The sequence below is a fragment of the Mycolicibacterium cosmeticum genome (assembly GCF_000613185.1).
GTDB lineage: Bacteria > Actinomycetota > Actinomycetes > Mycobacteriales > Mycobacteriaceae > Mycobacterium > Mycobacterium cosmeticum.
The window spans coordinates 306292-325194 of record NZ_CCBB010000002.1; the positions used below are offsets into that span (position 1 = coordinate 306292).

Annotated in this window: 15 protein-coding genes; 9 read left to right on the forward strand and 6 right to left on the reverse strand. The window is 68.9% G+C overall.

Annotated features, from left to right (window positions below; all coding sequences use genetic code 11):
• Positions 1 to 17 precede the first annotated feature (17 nt).
• On the forward strand, positions 18 to 1775 hold the full coding sequence (locus BN977_RS16720; RefSeq protein ID WP_036399717.1) for an AMP-binding protein: 1758 nt from the start codon (positions 18 to 20) through the stop codon (positions 1773 to 1775).
• Between the two features lie 9 nt (positions 1776 to 1784).
• Positions 1785 to 3125: a hypothetical protein gene (locus BN977_RS16725; protein WP_036399720.1), complete on the forward strand. Its 1341-nt coding sequence runs from the start codon at positions 1785 to 1787 to the stop codon at positions 3123 to 3125.
• Between the two features lies 1 nt (position 3126).
• Here the strand turns inward: BN977_RS16725 and BN977_RS16730 are convergent, their stop codons facing one another.
• Genes BN977_RS16730 through BN977_RS16740 form a run of 3 tightly spaced genes read right to left on the reverse strand, consistent with a single transcriptional unit; the run spans position 3127 to position 5578 of the window.
• On the reverse strand, positions 3127 to 4374 hold the full coding sequence (locus tag BN977_RS16730) for a glycosyltransferase (protein WP_036399722.1): 1248 nt from the start codon (positions 4372 to 4374) through the stop codon (positions 3127 to 3129).
• A gap of 46 nt (positions 4375 to 4420) precedes the next feature.
• Positions 4421 to 5155 carry a hypothetical protein gene (locus tag BN977_RS16735; protein WP_036399724.1) on the reverse strand — a complete coding sequence of 245 codons (735 nt, stop codon included), beginning with the start codon at positions 5153 to 5155 and terminating at the stop codon, positions 4421 to 4423.
• A gap of 45 nt (positions 5156 to 5200) precedes the next feature.
• Positions 5201 to 5578, reverse strand: coding sequence for a transcriptional regulator (locus tag BN977_RS16740; RefSeq protein ID WP_036399726.1), 378 nt, complete (start codon positions 5576 to 5578; stop codon positions 5201 to 5203).
• A 134-nt stretch (positions 5579 to 5712) separates the two neighbouring features.
• Between BN977_RS16740 and BN977_RS16745 the strand changes: the two genes are divergently transcribed.
• Both BN977_RS16745 and ileS read left to right on the forward strand, forming a co-directional pair.
• Complete coding sequence (locus BN977_RS16745) at positions 5713 to 6375, forward strand: hypothetical protein (protein WP_036399729.1); 663 nt, start codon at positions 5713 to 5715, stop codon at positions 6373 to 6375.
• A gap of 237 nt (positions 6376 to 6612) precedes the next feature.
• Complete coding sequence (ileS, locus tag BN977_RS16750; protein WP_036400382.1) at positions 6613 to 9750, forward strand: isoleucine--tRNA ligase; 3138 nt, start codon at positions 6613 to 6615, stop codon at positions 9748 to 9750.
• Between the two features lie 13 nt (positions 9751 to 9763).
• Here ileS and BN977_RS16755 read toward each other — a convergent pair whose 3' ends face one another.
• Together BN977_RS16755 and BN977_RS16760 are read right to left on the reverse strand one after the other, a co-directional pair.
• Entirely contained in the window at positions 9764 to 10648 is an 885-nt protein-coding gene (locus tag BN977_RS16755) for an FkbM family methyltransferase (protein WP_051561597.1), read from the reverse strand.
• Positions 10649 to 10978: 330 nt separating this feature from the next.
• Complete coding sequence (locus BN977_RS16760) at positions 10979 to 11191, reverse strand: RNA-binding S4 domain-containing protein (RefSeq protein ID WP_024453966.1); 213 nt, start codon at positions 11189 to 11191, stop codon at positions 10979 to 10981.
• A gap of 106 nt (positions 11192 to 11297) precedes the next feature.
• Here BN977_RS16760 and BN977_RS16765 point away from each other — a divergent pair, with 106 nt between their 5' ends.
• Positions 11298 to 12620: a DNA polymerase IV gene (locus tag BN977_RS16765; RefSeq protein WP_051561677.1), complete on the forward strand. Its 1323-nt coding sequence runs from the start codon at positions 11298 to 11300 to the stop codon at positions 12618 to 12620.
• On the opposite strand, the gene BN977_RS16770 is transcribed toward BN977_RS16765, so the two are convergent.
• Positions 12602 to 13012 (reverse strand): hypothetical protein, encoded by a 411-nt coding sequence (locus tag BN977_RS16770; RefSeq protein ID WP_051561679.1) that lies wholly within the window; start codon positions 13010 to 13012, stop codon positions 12602 to 12604. The two genes, BN977_RS16765 and BN977_RS16770, sit on opposite strands and share 19 nt — an antisense overlap.
• Before the next feature lie 253 nt (positions 13013 to 13265).
• Between BN977_RS16770 and lspA the strand changes: the two genes are divergently transcribed.
• From lspA to BN977_RS16790, 4 genes are all read left to right on the forward strand, one after another.
• Positions 13266 to 13799 (forward strand): signal peptidase II, encoded by a 534-nt coding sequence (gene lspA, locus BN977_RS16775; protein ID WP_234709637.1) that lies wholly within the window; start codon positions 13266 to 13268, stop codon positions 13797 to 13799.
• Positions 13796 to 14719, forward strand: coding sequence for an RluA family pseudouridine synthase (locus BN977_RS16780; protein ID WP_024453970.1), 924 nt, complete (start codon positions 13796 to 13798; stop codon positions 14717 to 14719). The genes lspA and BN977_RS16780 overlap by 4 nt, the downstream gene beginning before the upstream one ends.
• 1 nt (position 14720) lies before the next feature.
• A complete protein-coding gene (gene rarD / locus BN977_RS16785; RefSeq protein ID WP_036399735.1) occupies positions 14721 to 15641 on the forward strand; it encodes an EamA family transporter RarD in 921 nt (306 codons plus the stop codon).
• Between the two features lie 84 nt (positions 15642 to 15725).
• On the forward strand, positions 15726 to 18899 hold the full coding sequence (locus BN977_RS16790; protein WP_024453972.1) for an MMPL/RND family transporter: 3174 nt from the start codon (positions 15726 to 15728) through the stop codon (positions 18897 to 18899).
• The last annotated feature ends 4 nt before the right edge of the window (positions 18900 to 18903 follow it).

Below are 18903 nucleotides of genomic sequence, written 5' to 3' on the forward strand. Positions count from 1 at the left end.
GATAAAGGTTGATGTCCATGACACAGAGTTCCCTCGTCGGTGTGCTGCGTGAACGCGCCAGCCTGCAGCCGGACGACCTGGCGTACACCTACATGAACTACGAGGTCGACCCGGAGGGTGTCGCGATCAGCCTGACCTGGGCGCAGCTGTACCGCAAGGTGCACAGCCTGGCCTGGGAGCTGCGTCAGATCGCCGAGATCGGCGACCGCGCCGTCATCGTCGCCCCGCAGGGCCTGGAATATGTCATCGCCTTCCTGGCCACGCTGCAGGCCGGGCTGATCGGCGTTCCGCTGTCGGTGCCGCAGGCGGGTAAGGGCGGCCGGCACGACGAGCGCATCGCGGCCGTGATCGCCGACTCGGACCCGACCATCCTGCTGACCACGTCGCCGGTCACCGAGTCGCTCACCGCGTACGCCGTCGCCTCCGGCGACCGGCCCGCCCCGGTGATCGTCGAGGTGGACAAGCTCGACCTCGACGAGCGGCGCAAGAACCTGAAGTCCCGCGAGGAATTCCCGGAGACCGCGTACCTGCAGTACACCTCCGGGTCCACCCGCACGCCGGCCGGCGTGATGGTGACCAACGCCAACGTGTCGGCGAACTTCGAGCAGTTCGTGTACGACCAGTTCGGGGCGTTCGGACACATTGCGCCCGCGGGTACGACGGTGGCGATCTGGCTGCCGTTCTATCACGATATGGGCCTGCTCTTCGGTATCGGCTATCCCATCCTGGGCGGCTGGCACACCGTGTTCACCACCCCGATGGCGTTCACGGCCAAGCCGGCCCGCTGGGTGCAGATGATGGCGAGCTACCCGAATGTGCTCACCGCCGGCCCCAACTTCGCCTTCGAGCTGGCCGCGGGCCGCACCACCGACGAAGACATGGCCGGGCTGGACCTCGGCGGGGTGGCCGCCCTGGTCAGCGGTGCCGAGCGGGTGCACGAGGCCACGCTGCGCCGCTTCGCAAAACGGTTCGCCAAGTTCAACTTCAACCCCGAGGTGCTCAAGCCGTCCTACGGCCTGGCCGAGGCCACCCTCTACGTCGCCACCCGTGCGGCCGGCAGCCCTCCGGTGGTGGTCGCCTTCGACTCCGACAAGCTGGCCGCCGGGCACGCGGAGCGCTGCGCGCTGGAGGACGGCACCGCGCTGGTCAGCTACGGCACCGAGACCACACCGCTGGTCCGGATCGTGGATCCGGAAACCGGGGTGGAATGCCCGGCCGGCATCATCGGCGAGATCTGGACCTACGGCGAGAACAACTGCCTGGGCTACTGGCGCAAGCCGGAGCAGACCGAGCGGGTGTTCAAGGCCACGATCGTCGAGCCCAGCGAGGGCACGCCGGCCGGTCCGTGGCTGCGCACCGGTGATCTCGGGGTCATCTCCGAGGGCGACCTGTTCATCATCGGCCGGATCAAGGACCTGCTGATCGTGCGCGGCCGCAACCACTACCCGGACGACATCGAGTCCACCATCACCGAGATCACCGGCGGCCGGGTGGCCGCGTTCTCGGTGGAGGAGGACCGCACCGAGCAACTGGTGGCGTTCATCGAGATCAAGAACCGCAACGGCGAGTTCACCGATGAGCGGCTCGAATCGCTCAAACGCGATGTGGCGACGGCGGTTTCGGAGACGCACGGGATCAGTGCGGCGGACCTGGTGCTGGTGCCCAGCGGCTCGATCCCGCTGACCACCAGCGGCAAGGTGCGCCGCTCCTCGTGCGCCGAGCAGTATCGCAATCGGGACTTCACCCGGGTCGACGACAAAGTGCAGTCGGCCTAGGCCGGCGCCGTGGCAGCGCCCGACAACACCCTCGCCTATATCGATCAGGCGTCGTTCCACGGTCTGCAGGCGTTGGGCCGCGGGCCGATCATGCAGTACATCTGGATCTACCGGCGGCCGGTGGACATGGACGGGCTGCGGCGATTCCACCGCAATCTGGCCGGTGGCCTGCTGGGGCGGCGCATCGAATGCTCGCCGCTGCCGATCGGCAGGCACCGCTGGGTGGCCGCGCCGGGCCCGGCCGGGATCGACCTCGCCTCGGCCGAGCGCTCCAGCGCGCAGGTGTGGGATTTCCTGGACGAGCATGTCGCGCTGCCGGTCGATCCGGGGGCCGGTCCGTCCTGGCGCCTGGGTGTGCAGCCGCTGACCGACGGTGGCGCCGCGGTGAGCCTGATCGCCTCGCATTCGGTGGCCGACGGGCAGGGCTTCACGATCGCGGTCACCGATGCGGTCAACGGCGTGGATCGCGGCCTCGGCTATCCGCCACCCGGGTCCCGGACCCGGTCGCGGGCGCTGCGCGAGGACGCCCGAGCCGTGTTGCGGGCGGTGCCGTCCATGGGGCGGGCGGTCGCGGCCGCGGTCGCGGTGGCCCGCAGCGAGCGCGCCGACCTGGCCACCTCGTTCCAGACCATGTCGGCGCCGCCGCCCACCGGTGACGACCGCCCGGTGGTGGCGCCCAACGTGTCGGCCTTCATCGACATCGACGAATGGGACCGCATCGCGAAAGCGCTTGGCGGAACCAGCAATTCACTGTTCGCGGGACTGGCTGCGCGGCTCGGTGCGCGGCTGGGCCGGGTGGACGCCGACGGCTTGGTCAAGCTGTCCTGGCCGGTGAGCGAACGGACACCGGGGGACACCCGGGCCAACGCGCTGATCGCCACCCACATGACGGCCGACCCGGCCGCCGTGACCCGTGATCTGGCGGGGGTGCGGGTGGCCATGAAGCAGGCGCTGTCGGAGTCCGCGGAGATGTCGGCCAGGCTGATGGGGCCGCTGCCGCTCACCCCGCTCACGCCGAAGGCACTGGTGCGCCGGCTGGAGGCGATGGTGGTGTCGGTGAACAGCCCCATCGGGTGCTCGAACATGGGCGACCTGGACCCCGCGGTGAACCGGCCCGACGGCACCGACGCCGACTACCTGTCGCTGCGGCTGCTGGAACCGCGGATCACCTCGCGCGAGCTCAACCAGATGAACGGCTACCTCGGGCTGGTGTCGGGCCGGGTGCACGGGCGGCTGTTCGTCGCGGCGGGCGGCTGGACCGCCGGTGGGGACAACTCCCGGGCCGCGATGCGGGCCGCGCTGGCCGGTGCGCTCGACGATTTCGGGGTGCCGGCCACCTTCGAGGTCTGAGTCAGCCGGCCTTCACCGCGCGTGACGCATTCTCGATGAGGTCGGCCGCCGTGGCGACGCTCTGCGCCGGGGTGGTCATGCCCGCGGCGAAGTCACGGGCGCGGCGCGCGACGGCGGGATCCAGCACGGCGCGCAGCGCGTCGGTGAGCGACTTCTTGGTCATCGAGGTGAACCGTTGCGAGCCACCGATTTTCAGCTTGCGCACCGCGCGGGCCCACACCGGCTGATCGGCCGACACCCACAGCACCAGGGTGGGTACCCCGGCGCGGGCCCCGGCGGCGGTGGTGCCGGCACCACCGTGGTGCACCACCGCGCGGCAGGCCGGGAAGACCGCCGAATGGTTCACCGCCCCGACCAGTTTGACGTGGTCGGCCTGGGGCAGCTGGTCGAGTTCCCAGACGCCCGCACTGATCAGGGCCCGCTCGCCGAGTTCGGCGCACACCTCGGTGATCATGGCGACCGCGTCGGCGGGGGACTGCACCGGCATGCTGCCGAAACCGAAGTAGATCGGCGGGCTGCCCGCGCCGATCCAGGACATCACCTCGTCGTCGACGGCGGTCTCCAGCTGCAGGGTGATGCCGCCGACCAGGGGGCGGCTGCCGCCCCACTCCTGATCCAGGCCGGGGAAGAAGCTGGGATCGTAGGCCTGGATTTCCAGGGCGCCGGCCGCCACGATCCGCTTCGCCGACCGCACGGTGGTGGCCGGCAGCCCGAGCGTGCGGCGTTGGGCGTCCTCGGCGGACTTGCCGAGCCGCCACAACGCCCATTCGCCCACCGCGAAACCCGGTTTGATCGCCCACGACGGCAACGGGACGGGCAGCAGGTGGCTGTTCGGACGGGCCGGGAAATAGTGCAGGGCGGCCATCGGGATGCCGTAGTGCTCGGCGACGTTGGCGGCGACCTCCTGATAGGTGGTGCCGGTCAAGATGATGTCGGCGTCGGCGGCCAGCTCGGTCAGCGTGGCGTTCATGTCCGCCCACCCGTCGGTGTAATAGGCGATGCCGTCACGGATCGCGGCGACGGGGTTCTTGACCTTCCAATAATTCTGGAAGGCATCGCTTTCCACCTGCTTCTGGGAGTCCACCCCGTAGGCGGCGGCCGGGCCGAGGCCGACCGACTCGACGAATCCGATGAGGTTGGGCGGGACGGCCAGTTTCACCTCGTGGCCACGGGTGCGCAGTTCGCGGGCAACGGCGGCGCAGGGCTCCACGTCACCACGCGTGCCGTGGACGGCCACAACGATTCTCATGAGCCGCAAGTCTATTCGGCCGCTACCCGGCCGGCCGACCGGGCGTTCAGCGTCCGGCCCTGGTGAACCATTTCGTCTTGATCTGCCAGGAGTAGGCCGAGGTGAGCGCGAATCCGGCGGCGCACCCGCAGGCGAAGATCCACACCAGCGTGCCGCCGTCCCAGATCTGCAGCGGGACGACGTAGGCGGTGACGATGCGGACGGCGCAGGCGATGATGCCGCTGGCGGAGGCCGCCAGGTACACGTTGGCGATCTTGCGCGACTTCGGGTCCTTGCGCAGCACCAGCAGGGCGCGCACCCCGTAGCTGAGCAGGTAGATCAGCATGCCGCAGACCATCAGCCAGTACAGGCTGAGCCAGAAGTCGGTGGGCACCTCGAAGAAATCGTCGCGGTACACGGTGGCGCCGTTGCTCAGCGAGAAGGCGGCCAGCATCAGCGGGATGCACAGCGTGGCCGGCCGTTCGATGTACTGCTTGAAGGCGCGCTGCATGGCGTGGTCGTCCTGCAGCCGGCCCACGGCGTTGTAGACGATGGCGGACGCGGCGACGATGTAGCAGTCGTGGCCGATGTAGTCCTCGAGGTTCCACATGCCGGTCATGGCGTGCAGCAGCTTGCCCAGGGTCTCGGAGGCCAGCGGCGACATCAACAGCACCGCCATGCCCTGCAGGGCGATGTTCAGGGTCGCGGCAACTTCCCAGCGGCTCGACCAGGTGACGCGTCGGATCCACAAGCTCCACGCGATACACGCCAAGGTGATAGCGATGAGTACGGTGAGTTGCATCTGTCGTGGCCTTAAAGCTGAATTCCGGTCAGCAAATAGTACTGCTTAGAGGGGCGGCGCGTCGCTACGCGGCGACAATTCGGAGAGTCGCGGCGGCCTGGTCTGTCGGCGGGTGGCGGTGTCTTCCCGCACCGCCTCCTTCACCGCGGTGACGGTGAAGGGCGTGGATTCGATGTAGTTCCACACCTCCTGTCGGCTCATGAGGCCGAAGCGGATTTGCAGATCGGGATAACTCAGCGAAAAACGGTCCGCCACCTGGCGCAGCTCCTCGGCGTCGGGGTAGCTGGCCTCCTTGATGCGGCGGTAGTACGTGCTGCTGGAGATGCCCAGCGCGTCGTAGATGTCCTTGGCTTCGACGTCGCCGTCGAGCAGGTAATCCAGCAACGCCTTGAGTTGGCGACCGTTCTCATCGGTACGAGGCACCCACTCACAGTAACGGCATCCCGCCAATGGGCGCCAGCAATCATTTTTCGGACATCGAATTCTTAATTGACACTGCCGTCACAGTTTCGGGAGTCGTGTCCCATTTTTGGGACACAGGCCGTAGTGTGGTGCCCATGGTTGCTCCGCTTTTCCAGGACCACGTCGGCACCGGCGAATTCGCCGCGGCCCGTGCCGCCTTCCCGCTCGGCGTGCTCGCTCTCGACGCGGGCGCCGCACCGACCCTGACCGACTACGACGCCGAGGGCGCGCCGCTGCCCGACGACATGGGCCGGCTGGCGGCTCCGTTGTCCCAGTTGCTCAGCGATGAGCTCGATGGCGCGAGCCGGCATCTCGGCGTGCCCGCCGAGGTCATCCTGCTGGCCGCGCTGGGGCGGACGGTGCAGCGCACCGCCGGTGGTGGCGTGCTGCACGTCGACCTCATGGTCGAGGGCGCCGGCACGGTCTACGGCGTTGGCGTGCCGTGCGTGGCCCCGGCCGAGGTCGACGCCACCCGGCTGCTGGCCGCGGTGCGCGCGTCGATCGCCGACGTCCCTTGCGCCGGCGCCGAGGTGGCGTTCAGCTACACCGCCGGCGGGCGGGCAGCCGAGGTCATCCCCGGCCTCGGGCACGCGCTGGAGCTACGGGCCTATCGCGAAGCCGGGGTGGTGGCGCTGGACTGGTGGTACGACACCCGGCAATTCGAGGACTACACCGTCGAGGAGCTCACCGAGCAGTTTGCGCTGGCGCTGATCGAGGTCACGTCGGAGGCGGTCCCCACCGCCCTCGAGGTCGCCTGAACCCACCTGCCGTAAACTCGCTGCCAACGGCATCGATCCGGCCATCACCGGGGAGCCTTCGGAAGAAACGCCGTCAGGACGCGATCCTGCTGCCGAGTAGAACCGAACGGGTGGGCCCGTCATCGCCCACAGTGGAGTGGCGCACCGTCGGTGCGCAAGCGGGGTGGTACCGCGGCGCTCGCGCACCCGCGCGACGATCGTCCCCGTGCCTGACGTACTCGGCACAGGAGACATGTGGTGGCCAGCTACCCGAAACCGACGGGCGGATCGCCCAACTTCCCCGCGCTGGAAGCCGACGTCCTGGAGTACTGGGCCGCCGACGACACCTTCCGCGCCAGCATCGACCGCCGCGACGGCGCCCCGGAGTACGTCTTCTACGACGGCCCGCCGTTCGCCAACGGGCTGCCGCATTACGGCCACCTGCTCACCGGCTACGTCAAGGACATCGTCCCGCGCTACCGCACCATGCGCGGCTTCAAGGTGGAACGCCGATTCGGCTGGGACACCCACGGCCTGCCCGCCGAACTCGAGGTGCAGCGCCAGCTCGGCATCGCCGACAAGGCGCAGATCGAACAGATGGGCATCGAGAAGTTCAACGACGCGTGCCGCGCCTCGGTGCTCAAGTACACCGACGAGTGGCGTGCGTACGTCACCCGGCAGGCCCGCTGGGTCGATTTCGACAACGACTACAAGACGCTGGATCTGGGCTTCATGGAGTCGGTGATCTGGGCGTTCAAACAGCTGTGGGACAAGGGCCTGGCATATGAGGGCAACCGGGTGCTGCCGTACTGCTGGAACGACGAGACACCGCTGTCCAACCACGAACTGCGGATGGACGACGACGTCTACCAGAGCCGGCAGGACCCGGCACTGACGGTCGGGTTCCGGGCAACCGATGGTCCGGTCGCGGGCAGCCACCTGCTCATCTGGACCACCACGCCGTGGACGCTGCCGTCCAACCAGGCCGTCGCGGTCAACCCCGAGGTCACCTACGTCGCGGTCGACGGCCCCGACGGGAACCGCTACGTGCTCGCCGAGGCCCGGCTGGCCGCCTACGCCCGCGAACTCGGCGAGGAGCCGGTGGTGGTCGGCAGTTACCCCGGCGCGGCGTTGGTCGGCACGCGCTACACCCCGCCGTTCCCGTACTTTCCGGACGCGGTCAACTCCTTCCAGGTGCTGGCCGCCGACTTCGTCAGCACCGACGACGGCACCGGCATCGTGCACATGGCGCCGGCCTACGGCGAAGACGACAAGGCCACCGCCGACACCGCCGATATCGTCGCGGTCACCCCCGTCGACTCCAAGGGCCGCTTCGACGCGACCGTGCCCGACTACGCCGGGCAGCACGTGTTCGACGCCAATCCCCAGATCATCCGCGACCTGAAGAACGGCACCGGCTCGGCGGGCGCGAACGGCGCCGTGCTGCTGCGCCATGAGACCTACGAGCACTCCTACCCGCACTGCTGGCGCTGCCGCAACCCGCTGATCTACCGCGCGGTGTCGTCCTGGTTCATCAAGGTCACCGAGTTCCGGGACCGCATGGTGGAACTCAACCAACAGATCACCTGGTATCCCGAGCACGTCAAGGACGGCCAGTTCGGCAAGTGGCTGTCCAATGCCAGGGACTGGTCGGTATCGCGAAATCGTTACTGGGGCAGCCCGATCCCGGTGTGGAAGTCCGACGACCCGGCCTACCCGCGGATCGACGTGTACGGCAGCCTGGACGAGCTGGAACGCGATTTCGGGGTGCGCCCGGACAACCTGCACCGGCCCTACATCGACGAGCTGACCCGGCCCAACCCCGACGACCCGACCGGCAAGTCGATGATGCGCCGGATCGAGGACGTGTTCGACGTGTGGTTCGACTCGGGCTCGATGCCGTACGCCCAGGTGCACTACCCGTTCGAGAACCGGGACTGGTTCGACGGTACGCCGGATGTCGAGGCGCATTTCCCCGGCGATTTCATCGTCGAGTACATCGGCCAGACCCGCGGCTGGTTCTACACCATGCATGTGCTGGCCACCGCGCTGTTCGACAAGCCCGCGTTCAAAACCTGTGTGGCACACGGCATCGTGCTGGGCAACGACGGCCAGAAGATGAGCAAGTCGCTGCGCAACTACCCGGACGTGTCCGAGGTGTTCGACCGCGACGGGTCCGACGCGATGCGCTGGTTCCTGATGGCCTCACCGATCCTGCGCGGCGGCAACCTGATCGTCACCGAGCAGGGCATCCGCGAGGGCGTGCGCCAGGTGCAGTTGCCGTTCTGGAACGCCTACACGTTTCTCACGCTGTACGCGCCGAAGCGCGGCGTCTGGCGCACCGACTCCACCCATGTGCTGGACCGCTACATCCTGGCCAAGCTGGCCGCCCTGCGTGACGACCTGACGGATTCACTCGACGTCTGCGATATCTCCGGGGCGTGTGAGCAGCTGCGCCAGTTCACCGAGGCGCTGACGAATTGGTATGTGCGGCGGTCGCGTTCCCGGTTCTGGGAGGAGGACGCCGAGGCCATCGACACCCTGCACACGGTGCTCGAGGTGACCGGCCGGCTGGCCGCGCCGCTGCTGCCGCTGGTGTCGGAGGTGATCTGGCGTGGGGTGACGGGGGAGCGGTCGGTACACCTGACCGACTGGCCGGCGGCGGACCTGCTGCCCGCCGATCCGGACCTGGTGGCGGCCATGGACCAGGTGCGCGAGGTGTGCTCGACGGGGTCCTCGCTGCGCAAGGCCAAGAAGCTGCGGGTGCGGTTGCCGCTGCCGAAACTGACCGTGGCGGTGGCCGACCCGGCCGCGCTGGCCCCGTTCGCCGAGCTGATCGCCGATGAGCTCAACGTCAAGGCGGTCGAGTTCACCGACGATATCGACGCCTACGGCCGCTTCGAGCTCGCCGTCAACGCCCGGGTGGCCGGGCCGCGGATCGGCAAGGACGTGCAGGCCGCCATCAAGGCGGTGAAGGCCGGTGCGGGCGTGGTCAATCCGGACGGGACCCTGACCGCCGGGCCCGCCGTGCTGCTGGAGGGCGAGTACACCGCCAAACTTGTTGCCGCCGAACCCGAGTGGACGGCCGCCCTGCCCGACGGCGCGGGGCTGGTGGTGCTGGACGGGACGGTCACCCCGGAGTTGGAGGCCGAGGGCTGGGCCAAGGACCGCATCCGGGAGTTGCAGGAACTGCGCAAGGCCACCGGCCTGGACGTGTCCGACCGCATCTCGGTCGTGATGGCGGTGCCGGACCGGCTGGCCGAGTGGGCGGACACGCACCGCGAGCTGATCGCCGGGGAGGTGCTGGCCACCAGCTTCGAATTGGTGGGCGCGGACGGCCTGCCCGACGGCAGCGAGATCGGCGACGGGGTGCGGGTGGTGCTGGCGAAGGCCTGATTGCCGGCGGTGATCACAGGGTGTCGCGCCGGGTGAGCAGCAGGTCGCACCGCTGCTCGGGCGCGGCGTCCAGCCGCCGCGGTGGGGTGGCCCGCCAGTGCAGGTACCACCCGTTGCCGTACCGGTTCTCGATCGACCAGGCCGTGAAACCGGCGTCGCGCAACCGCCCGAACAGCGCGCCGAAGCGGGCCTGGTCGTCCTGCGGGTTGGCCTCGATGACGATGTCCATGCGGGCGGGATAGTCGTCGAGATGATCGAGGAGGTCGTCGAGGATCGCCGGTTCGGCCCCCTCGACGTCCATCTTGATCAACCGGACGGCGGACCGTTCGGCGGGGGTCAGGATGTCGCCGAGCCGGGCGGCCTGCACCGTCGCGCACCGGGTGCCGTGCCGCGCGGCGATGGTGGTGGTGGCCCCGGTGTTGGACGGCCCGAATTCGTACAGGTCGAGCTCGCCGGGCCGGTCGGACACCGCCACGTTCACCGCCCGGACCCGGCAACCGAGGTCGGGATTGCGGTCCAGATTGCCGACCAACCGGCCGAAGGTGCTCGGCGCTGCCTCCACCGCCACCACGTCCGCACCCAGGCTGGCGGCGAGCAGGCTGTCGTAGCCGATGTTCGCGCCGATGTCGACGAACACGTCGCCGGGACGCAGGTTGGCCTCGATCACCGCGGAGACACCCGGCTCCCACACCTTGAACAACAGGATCATCCGCTGGATGGTGTCGACCGGATCGCAGCGCACGGTGGCACCGAAGTACGTCACACCGTCCTGTTCGGGGGCCCAGCGTCGCATGGCCGCGGCGTACCACTCCAAGATTCCCGCGCCGAGTGGGCCGGGCCAACCCCTGAGCCGCGCCACGATCCGCTCGTGCTTTTGCTGTGCGTCGAACAAGGCCATGCCGTGCAGCTAACCACAGGCCAGATGATGTTGGCCAAAACTCGAAAAAGCTTCTGTATCAGCACTATTCGATCAACGGCCACGCGGGCCAGGCGGCGGCGCTGACCGATATTTGCCATATCAACGGTTTGCTGCACGGTTTCGGTGACGCGGCCGGCGTGTCGCGTGAGACGGGGCGGGTACCGGCAAAGGGCGCCCGCCGCGGCACCGGCGCGACGTACGCGCAGGCTCGCCCGGTGCCGCGCGTGTCGGCAAAAAACCGTGCGATGCGGCGGTGGCACGCCAGGCCCGGGCGTCCCGCGCCGGCCGCCCCTTGCTGTCAGGTGTCGTTCAGGGCCGGGCGACCCGCGCCGCGCGACCGGCGAACGACACCACGTCACCGGGCTGCAACTGCCTGCCCCGGCGGGTGTCCACCTCGTCGTTGACGCGCACCAGGCCCTCGGCGATCACGGACTTGGCGTCCGAGCCGGTGTCGATCAGACCGGCCAGTTTGAGGAACTGCCCGAGCCGGATCGTCTCGTCGCGGATGGGCACGTCGTCCATGGCAGCCAGCGTAGTCACGCCGGTGAGCCGGGCACCGCCGGCTCCGGCACGTCAGATCCGACCCCTAGCATCGAGGGCTGTGGAGCGCTGGGTCCTGCATCTGGATATGGACGCGTTCTTCGCGTCCGTCGAGCAGCTGACCCGGCCGACCCTGCGCGGCCGGCCGGTCCTGGTCGGCGGGCTGGGCGGGCGCGGTGTGGTGGCCGGCGCCAGTTACGAGGCCCGGGTGTACGGCGCGCGTTCGGCGATGCCGATGCACCAGGCCCGCCGGCTGGTCGGGGCGCCCGCGGTGGTGCTGCCGCCGCGCGGCGCGGTCTACGGGGTGGCCAGTGGCCGCGTGTTCGACACGGTGCGCTCGGTGGTGCCGGTGCTCGAACAACTGTCCTTCGACGAGGCGTTCGGCGAGCCCGCCGAGCTGGCCGGCGCGACGGCCGTCGAGGTGGAGAACTTCTGCGCCGCGTTGCGCGCCAAGGTGCTGGCCGAAACCGGTCTGGTGGCGTCGGTCGGTGCGGGCTCCGGCAAGCAGGTCGCCAAGATCGCCTCGGGTCTGGCCAAGCCGGACGGTATCCGGGTGATCGAGCGCAGCGCCGAACGGGCCCTGCTGGACGGGTTGCCGGTGCGGCGGCTCTGGGGCATCGGCCCGGTCGCCGAGGAGAAGCTCAGCCGGCTCGGTATCGAGACCATCGGCGCGTTCGCCGCGCTCACCGACGGCGAGGTCGCCGACATCCTGGGTGGCACGGTCGGTCCGGCACTGCACCGGCTGGCGCGGGGCATCGACGACCGGCCGGTGGCCGAACGCGCCGAGGCCAAGCAGATCAGTGCCGAGTCGACGTTCCCCGAAGACCTGCGCACCCTCGACCAGCTCCGCGAGGCCGCCGGACCGATCGGCGAACACGCGCACCGGCGACTGACCAAGGACGGCCGGGGTGCCCGCACCGTCACCGTCAAACTCAAGAAGTCGGATATGAGCACCCTGACCCGGTCGGCCACCCTGCCGTATGCCACCACCGACGCGGCCACGCTGATCTCCACGGCCCGCCGGCTGCTGCTCGACCCCGTCGAGGTCGGCCCGATTCGCCTTGTCGGCGTGGGCTTTTCGGGACTGTCGCAGGTGCAGCAGGAGTCGTTGTTCCCCGACCTCGACCAGGTGCACGACGATATCGCCGAACACCCGGCGGCACCGTCGGCCGCGGCGCCGGCGCCGGCCCCGTGGCGCATCGGTGACGATGTGACACACCGGCGGTACGGGCACGGCTGGCTGCAGGGGGCCGGCCACGGGGTGATGACGGTCCGGTTCGAGACGCGGGCCGGCGGACCGGGCGTGGCCAGGACCTTCGCCGCCGACGACGACGAGATCACCCGCGCCGACCCGGTGGACAGCCTGGATTGGCAGGACTATCTGGCCGGTCTCTACCAGAACACCGAATAGGTGGCCGCCAGGACGAACCCGTGCTCGCCGTAGGTGTGGCAGGTCACCGTGCCCTGATGACCGACACCGCAACCGGCACCCCAGTTCTGTAACCGGTGGCCTTCGGGCAGCACGTCGACGTCACGGGTGAACGTCCGCGGACCCGACTGGCGATAGCCCGCCGGCGCGCCCGGTTCCACCACCGTCTGATCGAATCCGGTCACGTCATAGGGCACCGCATCGCAGCCCACCGGGCCGCCGTTGGGTCCGATCCCGCAGCCGCGCCCGTCCGGGGTCTTGAAGAACACCCAGGCGAAATCGTCCGCGTCGGGCGACGAATAGTTGCCCTGGGCGAGCGGGTAGCCGTCGACGGCGTCGGCACCCGCAGGGGGCTGCGCCGCCGCGGCACCCATCGGCAGGACGGCGAACAGCGCCACACCGATCGCAGCGTGTCGAAACCAGCTCACCGACCCATCAATACCCGGCCGGGCCGCGGTTGTCCGCCGTATCGGGCGGCGCGTTCGGCATCGCCGCCGCGTCGTTTGGGATGATGGACGGGTGACTGACGAAACACCGGCCGGGCCGAGCGCCACCCCCGCAACCGACGCGGCCGCGCCGGCGGGCCCTGAGCAGGCCGGTACCGCCGGACCGCGCTCGCGCCGGCGGATGCGTCTGCTGCTCACGGTCGCCGGCGTGGTGCTGGCCCTCGACGTCGTCACCAAGGTGCTCGCCGTGCACCTGCTGACACCCGGCCAGCCGGTGTCGATCATCGGCGACACCGTGACGTGGACCCTGGTGCGTAATTCGGGTGCGGCGTTCTCCATGGCCACCGGCTACACCTGGGTGCTCACCCTGATCGCGGCCGGGGTGGTGGTCGGCATCATCTGGATGGGTCGCCGACTGGTCTCGCCGTGGTGGGCGCTCGGCCTGGGCATGATCCTCGGTGGCGCGCTGGGCAACCTGGTGGACCGGTTCTTCCGCTCGCCCGGCCCGCTGCGCGGCCACGTCGTCGACTTCCTGTCGATCGGCTGGTGGCCGGTGTTCAACGTGGCCGACCCGGCCGTCGTCGGCGGGGCGATCCTGCTGGTGGTGCTGTCGCTGTTCGGCTTCGATTTCGACACCGACGGACGGCGCAGGCCCGAGGAGCCGGCGGCGCAACCGGCCGGCGGACTGGCGAACGACACGGATACCCCGGAGTGACCACCCGCTCAATGCCGGTACCCGAGGGGCTGGCGGGCATGCGGGTGGACGCCGGATTGGCCCGGTTGCTCGGACTGTCCCGCACCGCGGCGGCGGCGATCGCCGAAGAGGGCGGTGTGGAACTCGACGGGGTGACCGCGGGGAAATCGGAGAAGCTGACGGCCGGCGCCTGGCTGGAGGTGCGCATCCCGGATGCGCCGGCGCCGATCGAGAACACCCCGGTCGACATCGAGGGCATGACCATCCTGTACTCCGACGCCGATATCGTCGCCGTCGACAAACCCGCCGGGGTCGCCGCGCACGCATCGGTGGGCTGGACCGGTCCCACCGTGCTGGGCGGCCTGGCGGCGGCCGGCTACCGGATCACCACCTCCGGCGTGCACGAACGGCAGGGCATCGTGCACCGGCTGGACGTCGGCACCTCCGGTGTCATGGTGGTGGCCATCTCGGAGCGGGCGTACACGCTGCTCAAGCGCGCGTTCAAACAGCGCACCGTGGACAAGCGCTACCACGCGCTGGTACAGGGTCATCCCGATCCGTCCAGCGGCACCATCGACGCCCCGATCGGCCGGCACCGCGGGCACGACTGGAAATTCGCGGTCACCGAAGGGGGCAGGCACAGCGTCACCCACTACGACACGATCGAAGCTCATGTCGCGGCCAGCCTGCTGGACGTGCACCTGGAAACCGGCCGCACGCACCAGATCCGGGTGCATTTCTCGGCGCTGCACCATCCGTGCTGCGGCGACCTGACCTACGGCGCCGACCCCACCCTGGCCAAGAAGTTGGGCCTGGAGCGGCAGTGGCTGCACGCCCGCTCACTGGCCTTCGCGCATCCTGCCGACGGCAGGTGGATCGAGATCACCAGCCCGTACCCGGCCGATCTGCAGCACGCCCTCGACGTCCTGCGCGACCACTGAGGTGACTCCGGAGCCAAGCGACCGGGGCCGGCGCGCCGGGTTGCTCTTCGGCGCCGGCGCCTACGGCACGTGGGGGCTGTTCCCGGCGTTCTTCCCGCTGCTCGAACCGGCCGGTGCCGTCGAGATCCTGGCGCACCGGATCGTTTGGAGCCTGGTGCTGATGGCGCTGGTGATCGTCCTGGTGCGCCGGCTCGGCGACCTGCGCCGGATGTCGGGGCGGACCTGGCTGTTACTGGCCGGCGCGTCGGCCCTGATCTCCGCGAACTGGGCGATCTACGTGTACGCGGTGAACAACGGCCACGTGGTCGATGCCGCGCTGGGCTATTTCATCAATCCGTTGGTGACGGTGGGGCTCGGGGTGCTGATCTTCCGGGAGCGGCTCAACCGCGCCCAGGCGGCCGCGCTGGCCATCGCGGTGGTGGCGGTGGTGGTGCTGACGGTCGAGGTCGGTGCGCTGCCGTATATCGGGCTCGGGCTGGCGCTGTCGTTCGGGCTCTACGGCGCGGTGAAGAAGACGGTGGACACCGATCCACGGGTCAGCGTCGGCGTCGAGGCGGGGCTGGCGGCGCCGTTTGCTCTGGGCTACCTCGCGGTGCTGCAGTCCTCGGGTGCGGGCACCTTCACCGGGCACGGTGCCGCCCACGTCGTGCTGCTGGTGTCCTCGGGTGTGCTGACCGCAATCCCACTGTTGTTGTTCGCTGCCGCGGCACAGCGCCTGCCGATGGTGACAATGGGGCTGCTGTTCTACCTGACGCCGATCATGCAAATGACGTGGGGTGTGCTAGTCGGCCATGAGCCGATGCCGCCCGCGCGCTGGCTCGGGTTTGCACTGATTTGGCTCGCACTGGCGGTGTTCAGCGTCGATGCCGTTCTCCGCACGCGGTCAGCGCGCCGCCCGGTTTCCGGAGACGCCAATGTATAAAGAACCTGAGAAGATTGCTGGGCCGCGCCGATATTGCCCCGGCCGCGGTCAACTCAGCGGCGGAAACATGTAGCCTGGTCCGCAATGTTCAAACGTCCCAAGGTGAGCGCCCATGCCTTCTTGACGGGCAGTGGCCGACTGATCGTCCGCCACCCGGTGCTCATGATCGCCACCTGGGTGGTCATCGCCGGCGCGTTGTTCGCTGCGCTGCCACCGCTGGCGACCGTCGCGGCGCGCAATCCGCCGGACTTCTGGCCCAAGGACGCCCCCGTGCTGGCCGCCGGCAACCAGATGAAGACGGCGTTCAACGAGGCCGGCGCCAGCAACATGATCGCCGTCGTCCTCGTCGACGAGAACGGGCTGAGCAAGGAGGACGAGGCCACCTACCGGACGTTGGTGGACAAACTGCGGGCCAAGTCCGATGTGGTGATCGGCACCCAGGACTTCGTGCACATCCCCGAGCTGAAGCCCGCGATGACCAGCAAGGACGGCAAGGCGTTCAACCTTCCGGTCAGCCTGTACGGCACCATGGGCACCAGCCAGGGCCAGAAGGCGTACCGAGACGCCATGAAGATCATCAACGAGGTCACGGCAAACACCACGCTGAAACCGAGCGTGGTCGGTGCCGCCGCGACCATGGAGGATGTCACCGGCATCGCGCTGCGTGATCAGCACATCATCGAGCTGTCCACCGTCATCACGGTGCTGCTCATCCTGATCATCGTCTACCGCAACATCGTCGCGATGGTCATCCCGCTGCTGACCATCGGCATCTCACTGGCCACCGCGCAGCAGGTGATCGCCGGCCTCGGCCTGATCGGCCTCGGGCTGGGCCCGCAGACCCTCATGCTCATCACCGGCATGATGATCGGTGCCGGCATCGACTACGCCGTCTTCCTGTTCAGCCGATATCAGGAGTACCTGCGCGGTGGCATGGCCTCGGACCAGGCCGTGGTCGCCGCGCTGGTGTCGATCGGGGAGGTGATCGCCGGCTCGGCGGGCACGGTCGCGATCACCTTCATGTCGCTGATGTTCACGCAGCTGGCCGTGTTCTCGACGATCGGTCCCGCGCTGGCCGTCACCATCTTCGTCGGCTTCCTGTCGTCGGTGACCCTGCTGCCGGCCTTCATCGTGCTGGCGGGCCGGCGCGGCTGGGTCAACCCGCGCAAGGACATCACCGGCCGGTTCTGGCGGCTGTCCGGGGTGAACATCGTGCGCCGGCCGTGGCTCAACCTGATCTGCAGCCTGATCGTGCTCATCTCACTGGCCAGCTGCGCGCTGCTGGTGGACTTCAACTACGACGACCGCAAGAACCTGCCGGTGAAATCGTCCAGCAACGACTCCTACGAGACGATGAACGCGCACTTCCCGGTGAGCAATTCGATGCAGCAGTTCATCGTGATCCATTCGGACACCCAGGATCTGCGGTCACCGCGGGCACTGGCCGACATGGAGCAGATGGCCGCGCGGGTGGCGCAGTTGCCCGACATCGCCGCCGTCCGGGGTATCACCCGTCCCAACGGCGAGATGCTCACCGAGGCCAGGGCCACCCATCAAGCCGGTGAGGTCGGCGAGAAGATGGAGGAGGCCACCAATCTCATCTCGCAGAACGACGGCAACCTGACCGCGCTGACCGACGGATCCCGCCAGCTCGCCGACGCGCTGAACAAGCTCAGGGAGCAGGTGCTGCAATCGGCGGGCCCGCTGAACACCATGCTCAACGCGCTGGTCGAGATCGACAAGGAATACGGCGGTACCGGCACGATCAAGCGGGCCAGCGCCAGCGCCCAGTTGGTGGACGGGTTGCGCAACCTCGGCAAGCAGGTCGGTATCGGGATGGACGCCGTCGTCACCAACGCGGTCTGGTTGCAGCCCGCCCTGCAGGTGCTCAACGCGGTGCCGTGGTGCTCGATCGACCCGGCCTGCCGGGCGGTGCGCACCGATATGACCAACCTGCTCAACGCCTATCAAGACGGCACCATGATGCAGCTCAAGGTGGCCGCCCAGGACCTGCAGAACACCGACGACGCCTCCCTGCACGACCAGCTCTCCGGGATCGACAGCAACCTGGACACCGCCCTGACCGCCGCCGACGAGCTGAAGGCCACCGACCCGGTGGCACTCAAGTCCCAGCTCGAGACGCTGACCAAGGGCGCCAACCTGCTCGCCGACTCCAGCGAGAAGCTGGCCCAGGGTGTCAAACTGCTGGTCGACCAGACCCGGCAGATGGGCGGCGGCCTCGGGCAGGCGTCGGACTTCCTGCTGGCGATGAAGCGGGACGCGGCCGACCCGTCGATGTCCGGTTTCTACATCCCGCCGCAGATCCTCACCCGGCCGGAATTCGAGAAGGCCGCCAAGCTGTTCATCTCCCAGGACGGTCACACCGCCCGGTATCTGGTGCAGACCGCGCTGGACCCGTTCGGCACGGCGGCCATGGACCAGGTCGAGGACATCATCGCGGCGGCCGAAAGTTCGCGTCCCAACACGACTTTGGCGGATGCCGACATCACCATGGTCGGGTTCACCCGCGGCCAGAACGATATCCGCGACTACTACAACGCCGATATCCGCTACATCGTGCTGGTGACGCTGATCGTGGTGTTCTTCATCCTGGTGGTGCTGCTGCGGGCCATCCTGGCGCCGCTGTACCTGGTGCTCACCGTGGTGCTGTCGTACATGTCGGCGTTGGGCATCACCGTCATCGTGTTCCAGTTCCTGTTGAAGCAGCCGATCTTCTGGAACACCCCCGGCGTGACATTCCTGGTGCTGGTGGCGGTCGGAGCGGACTACAACCTGCTGCTCATCTCCCGGATCAAGGAGGAGGCGCACCGCGGCATGCGGGCCGCCGTGATCCGCACCGTCGGTGCCACCGGTGGTGTGATCACCTCGGCCGGCCTCATCTTCGCGGCATCCATGCTGGCGCTGACGGTCAGCAGCATCGCGGCGGTGGTCCAGACCGGTTTCATCATCGGTATCGGTCTGCTGCTGGACACCTTCCTGGTGCGCACCATCACCGTGCCGGCCATCGCCGTGCTGCTGGGTGACAAGAACTGGTGGCCCGCGGCGCCCCCCACCAAGAAGAAGGCCACCCGCAAACGGCGGGCGGCCGTGCCCGTCGGCGCGGCGGCAGGCGCTGGAGGGTCCGGTCCCCGCGACGCCGACTGGTATGACGACGTGGACGACGACGATGCCGATACCGACTTCGGTCAGGCGGCGGCCAACGCGTCGATGGTCACCCGCGCGTGGCGCACGCCTTGAGATC